Genomic DNA, 5,209 nt, shown 5'->3' on the forward strand with positions numbered 1-5,209 from the left:
TAAAAAAAGCCGGCACCAGGCAGAGGATCACGTGCTCCCTGGCGTACCATTTTGCCAGGGCGAAAGATTCAACGATGGCACCCTGAAGGCGGATCGACTCGATAGGCAGAAAGAAGAGCAGCAGGAAGCTGCCCACAATGTAGAGCAGTGGTTTGTATTCCTTTTTCCACTCCATATAAATTTCTGTTCCTTTCAGTCTCAGAAATTTATCTATGCAAAATTTGTCGGCGCCTTAAATTAACCGTCAACAGCAGCAGGATGGCATGTTTTTAACCTGTTTTCTGTTATCGAAATACCGCTTCAGGTTTTCCGGAAGCTCCTCCAGGGGCCCCGAAGTGAAAAACGGCAGGTCATCTATTTTCAACATGGCTTCCATGATGGCTTCGATCAGAAGCGGGAGGGGTACCGAAGGATAAACCTCGCCCCGGTAATGCCAATCACGACACTCAATTATGGCGTTTTTTTCCGTCAGATCTCCGCAGGAGGCGCACTCCGACTCGCGGATGTCCTGGGCGATGTCCCGGCCGTTTACCCGTATCGTCGGCGAGCTGAGCAGGGCCCTGGCCTGCGCCTCTTCCGGAGTCCGCACAACGGTCTCCCGGTACATCAACACCACGCCCAGAGCCTCAGCCACCGGTCTGAGAAGCCGCACCGCGGTCCTGAGCTGTTCTCCGGTGGGGACGCAGCGCTCGCAGGTTTCCAGGTCTATCGCCAGCAGCTCCACATCCAGGATATTCCTACCTGCCCGGGTCCCCTGAACGTTCTCCGGGGATGTCTGTAGCCTGTCTGGCCCACATCCGCAGCCGCAACCCGGATCGGTATCAACCAACCATCCCGTTTCCTTTTCTTTCATCTTATCTTCTCCCATGTCGAATGTTGATAGAGTCGCAAAAAGTCCATCAACGCACCCCGCGTGGGGTGCCCAAATCAATGACCCGCACCGTAAGTCATTGATTTGTGAGGAAAGGGAAAACGACGCTTTTCCCTTTCCGTGGAGCGAAAAGTCCCGGATTGGACTTTTTGCGACCCTATCAATGTTGCGTTGATCCATGCTGGACACCCCGTTCCCGTCCCGATTCCTCTATCCCTCCTGTCATGGAAGCTGGACCTCGGATCCGCCCGCGGGCGGCGGAGCACCAAACCTCAAGCTTCAAACGACGTTAAACCCCTATTTATTCCGGCAAGGATTCTTTAAATAACGGATAAAACAGTAAAAAACCGATTACTCGCTGAACGTTTCTTCATCCCGCCACAGCCGCGAGATGTTCGCGGGCCTGACTTTCCAGAGCTTTCCGGACGCAGGAAAAAAACCCGACCACGCACTCCATCCGTACCGTGAAAAAAACCATGTTGCCTCTTTTCTGGTCCACCAGCACCCCGGCGTTCCTGAGGACCGTTAAATGCTTTGAGACCGTAGAGGTATCAAGCCCGAGCATGTTGACCAACTCGCAAACGCACTTTTCACCAGCAGCGATCTGCTCAACCATGAACAGACGGGCCGGATGTGCCAGGGCCTTGAAAACGGCTGCCTGGTTCTCATAAGGGGCGAGAGATGCCTTTTCCATGAAATCCTCCTTGGCTTTTTGGCAATATAGCCAACCAGCTAGGGACCGTCAAGCGTTTCTTCGTGTTGGACTTACTGTGGACATAATCGCAGTGAGAAGAGACCGGCGGGGGTGTATAACCCCGGTAACCCCGGTGTCTAACCCCGGTGTCAGAGCAAGTAACCCCTGTGTCAGTAACCCCTGTGTCAGAGTAACCCCTGTGTCAGAGCAAGAACAAACATATTTTTCCGGAAGGTATGGAGTTTTGGCAGCATCCTTGCAGCGTCTCCTGCATGGGACGTCCACTGCGGGTCATACAGAACATCTACCCCTACCACTTAACGTGCCGGACCAACAACCGGACCTTCCGCTTCAATCAGCGGCAGGTCACCCGCATCTTCTTCCAGGCACTGAAGGAAACCCATGAAAAATATAGCTTTCTCATCCACCACGTGGTCCTCATGTCCGACCATTATCACATCATCGCCACCACCACCGAAGAGAACCTTCACCGCGCCATGCAATACCTCAACTCCAGGATCGCCGTCCGGTACAACAAAATGGTCGGACGCTCCGGACACCTGTGGGGGGGCAGGTACGGGTCGTGTATCATCGATACGGACGAATACTACATGGCCTGTGTAAGGTACATCTACCGCAACCCCAAAAGAGCCGGCATGGTTGACGATCTGGAGGAGTTTTCATACTCTTCCTTCCAGTTCTGGGCTTTTGGCAACAAGCTGGACGTGTTGCTCGTCGACGATCACCTGGCCATGCGCTGGGGCAAGGGAAAGAGAAGGTCCAGGGAGTTTTTCAAGATCCTGGTCCTGGACGAGGGCTTCGGGTTCACGGATGACAATGTGAAGAAGGGCCTGAGACGCATGTTCTTCGGTTCGGCCGACTTTAAGCAACAGATGTACGATACCTACTGCTGTCCCGCCTCCTGAAAATATCCTTTATTCGGTACCTTGCTTTCCTTGAAACCAGGTTTCCAGGAACGGGTACGCTCAAAACCCATGGGGCCGGTCTTTTCTGACCGGCCTTGGCCCTCTTTTCGATCCCGAACCTCCAAACCAAACACCCTTGATCTTCCCGAGCCGGTAAATCCTTCAATTTTTATCCAGGATTGTCCTTTATTTGTCCGAACCGGACCGTATCCCTCCCTCTGGCTCTGACACCGGGCGGGATGCTCTGACACCGGGCGGGATGCTCTGGCGTCTGGACCAGGTGGCGGGCAAAGTCGCGCGTCACGCGGGTCAGTTGTATCTGAAGGTCCAGTAGGCGTACTATGGTTTGTTCGAAATGATCCGGCGGAGGATCCTTATCTTCACGATGGCGTAATCACGCCGGTGGCGTGACTGAAAAGAGGCGTGTGAGGTGTTCCGGAGCCTGGCTGCCGCGGGCAGGGGGGAACTCTGCCAGAAATCCGGCGATGGGACATCCCCGGTCGGATTCCCGGAGCGGGTGGGCGGCATCGGGTCGCTGGTTGAACCTCCCGGTGGCCGCCGACGGTAAAAACGGCTCCGCAAACGCCCCGACCGGAGGCCGATCAAAACCAATCTGATTTCGGGCCAGCCGTAGCTCTTGACCTTCGAAGTTTAAACGAAGGAGGTTCATGCGAAGGCTGGTTCCGCATTCTTAGTTCCGGCTTTTTCCATAGGGCTTCCCGGCGATGGATCTGGGAGCAGGGGTGAAATCCGGCGACAGGATGTCGGCCGCGGGGTCATAATACTCGCCGGAGATCCCCATGAGGCCCAGCAGGGTATGGTCAAGACGATCTGTCTGGTAAGGCCTTTGAGCCAACTGTTCAGGTTCCACCCGGAACTCCGGATAAGAAGGGGAACGCCATAAGATCATGGGGATTTCATACATGGCCGGGACCCTGTGGTTGTGCCCTATGAAATTTGTATAGTGGCCGACATCTTCCCCGTGGTCGGGGATATACAGCCAGGCCACCGATTGACCACTTTCCCCGCACAGGTCGATGGTCTTTTTCAAAACGTGGTCTGAGTAAAGCATGGCGTTGTCGTAGAAACCCCGCCACTTGATCACACCGAAATTCCGGCCGGCCTTTTTCATCTCCCTTGTCACTTCGTCTTCGACACCGTTGAACACGGCAAACGGTTCAGGGTAGCGGAAATAAAAGACCGGGTGGGCGCCGAGGAGATGAAGGACGATAAACTTCCTGTGAGCGGGATCCTCCAGGGCCGTTTTCAAGGCAGGCAGCACCACCTCATCATATGAGCTTTCCGTCCTCGACCCCCCCCGGTTCGTGCTCACGATCTCATCCGCGTGCTTGGCGATGATCGCGATGGAACCGGTCAGGTCTGTCGTGTGATTGGTGATCCAGAACGTTTTGTATCCAACCTTGCGGGCCATGGACAGAAGGTCCGGCGTCTTTTCGAACCGCCCGGGATCCTCGCGGGTCGCCGGCCCCATGATCAACTGGATGTCCCCCACCGTTGACGCAGCGGTCGTGATGACATCCCTGAAACTCAACAGTTCCTTACCCATGGCCTCGAGTTGTGGTGTCGTTTTCCTGGGATACCCGTACATGGACCAGTTGAGCCTGGTTGTGCTCTCACCGATCACGAAAACCACCGTCCGATCCTCGTCGCCGGTGTAGTCCAATCCTTTGAAGGCCTCATCCATGTCCATGGCGGCATCGATCCTGTCCCGGACCTGTTCGACCCGCTTCAGATCCTTCTGCCACTTGGCATGCCGGATGGGGAAATAAAGGAGCGGGTTTTCCTTGCGGGTGGTGGGGTTGAGATGAACGAGAAGCAGCAGGACGGTCAGAACCAGGGGGAGAACATTTTTCTGCCTGGAGACCGGCGCTCCATCTTTACCGGGAACCCCGGATGTGTCGGCCTTGAGAGATTCCCGGGTCCTGCTCCTTCGCGGCTTCCAGCCAAGGAGGAACCAATACACGCCTGCAACGACAAGTATCACAACCAGGTGCTTGCCGATGTAGGAAATGTTCTGGAGCACAAACTCCGAAGCTTCACTGGCGTCCGTGTTGAACAGGGCCGCTATCACGATAATGTCATCGTGGGCGACACCGAAGATATCCCTTACAAACCCCTGGAATGAGATGATCCCCGCAAAAAGCAGGAAGGTGATGAAAGTCGCCGCCCTGCCGGGTCGGCTCTCCTGCCCCTTTTTCGTTGTCCACGAGGTTACGGTGAGGATTGACAAGGCTCCCAGGAAACCGACCTTGCCAGCCTGGATGAAGTTCAGCCAGCCCATGACCCCGTAAAAGGTCACGGCGGCTATGTATCCTCCAACCCTGATCAAATACAGCATTTACAACCCTCGAAATTCATCGATACACGTCCTGCCCGTCAGGATAATGAGCATTCCATTGTTGTCTGAAAAGTCACTGAGTATACAAAGCGGGGCCAACACGGTCAACAAACCGCGAATACCCGAAATCCACCTGTTGGACCCCTCCAGCCGGGGTTGGGGCGTCACTCAACAGTTCCTGACGCCGCCCGGACCCGTTCTTCGGACCGGGACCGAAAAAACGGCCTCTCCGATGCCCCGACCGGAGGTTGGCAAAAACAATCGCGGATTTCGGGTGTCCCTGCTTGATAGAGTCGCAAAAAGTCCAATCCGGGACTTTTCGCTCCACGGCAAGGGAAAAGCGTCGTTTTCCCTTTCCT

4 protein-coding genes are annotated in these 5,209 nt (G+C 55.2%); 1 reads left to right on the forward strand and 3 read right to left on the reverse strand.

Annotated elements, in window-relative coordinates; all coding sequences use genetic code 11:
• Window positions 1–244 precede the first annotated feature (244 nt).
• Both P1S46_11380 and P1S46_11385 read right to left on the reverse strand, forming a co-directional pair.
• On the reverse strand, window positions 245–853 hold the full coding sequence (locus tag P1S46_11380; protein ID MDF1537077.1) for a DUF2703 domain-containing protein: 609 nt from the start codon (window positions 851–853) through the stop codon (window positions 245–247).
• A 388-nt stretch (window positions 854–1,241) separates the two neighbouring features.
• Window positions 1,242–1,565 carry a metalloregulator ArsR/SmtB family transcription factor gene (locus P1S46_11385; GenBank protein MDF1537078.1) on the reverse strand — a complete coding sequence of 108 codons (324 nt, stop codon included), beginning with the start codon at window positions 1,563–1,565 and terminating at the stop codon, window positions 1,242–1,244.
• Window positions 1,566–1,837: 272 nt separating this feature from the next.
• On the opposite strand from P1S46_11385, the gene P1S46_11390 reads away from it, so the two are divergent.
• Entirely contained in the window at window positions 1,838–2,491 is a 654-nt protein-coding gene (locus tag P1S46_11390; GenBank protein MDF1537079.1) for a transposase, read from the forward strand.
• A 691-nt stretch (window positions 2,492–3,182) separates the two neighbouring features.
• On the opposite strand, the gene P1S46_11395 is transcribed toward P1S46_11390, so the two are convergent.
• Window positions 3,183–4,850 (reverse strand): phosphoethanolamine transferase, encoded by a 1,668-nt coding sequence (locus tag P1S46_11395; GenBank protein ID MDF1537080.1) that lies wholly within the window; start codon window positions 4,848–4,850, stop codon window positions 3,183–3,185.
• Window positions 4,851–5,209: the final 359 nt, after the last annotated feature.

Source organism: bacterium (assembly GCA_029210545.1).
Lineage (GTDB): Bacteria > BMS3Abin14 > BMS3Abin14 > BMS3Abin14 > BMS3Abin14 > JARGFV01.

What these genes read in the sequence shown, in the direction of transcription:
- P1S46_11385 (MDF1537078.1), bottom strand. Translation starts at nt 1,565, where the DNA reads ATGGAAAAGGCATCTCTCGCCCCTTATGAGAACCAGGCAGCCGTTTTC.
- P1S46_11390 (MDF1537079.1), top strand. Translation starts at nt 1,838, where the DNA reads ATGGGACGTCCACTGCGGGTCATACAGAACATCTACCCCTACCACTTA.
- P1S46_11380 (MDF1537077.1), bottom strand. Translation starts at nt 853, where the DNA reads ATGAAAGAAAAGGAAACGGGATGGTTGGTTGATACCGATCCGGGTTGC.
- P1S46_11395 (MDF1537080.1), bottom strand. Translation starts at nt 4,850, where the DNA reads ATGCTGTATTTGATCAGGGTTGGAGGATACATAGCCGCCGTGACCTTT.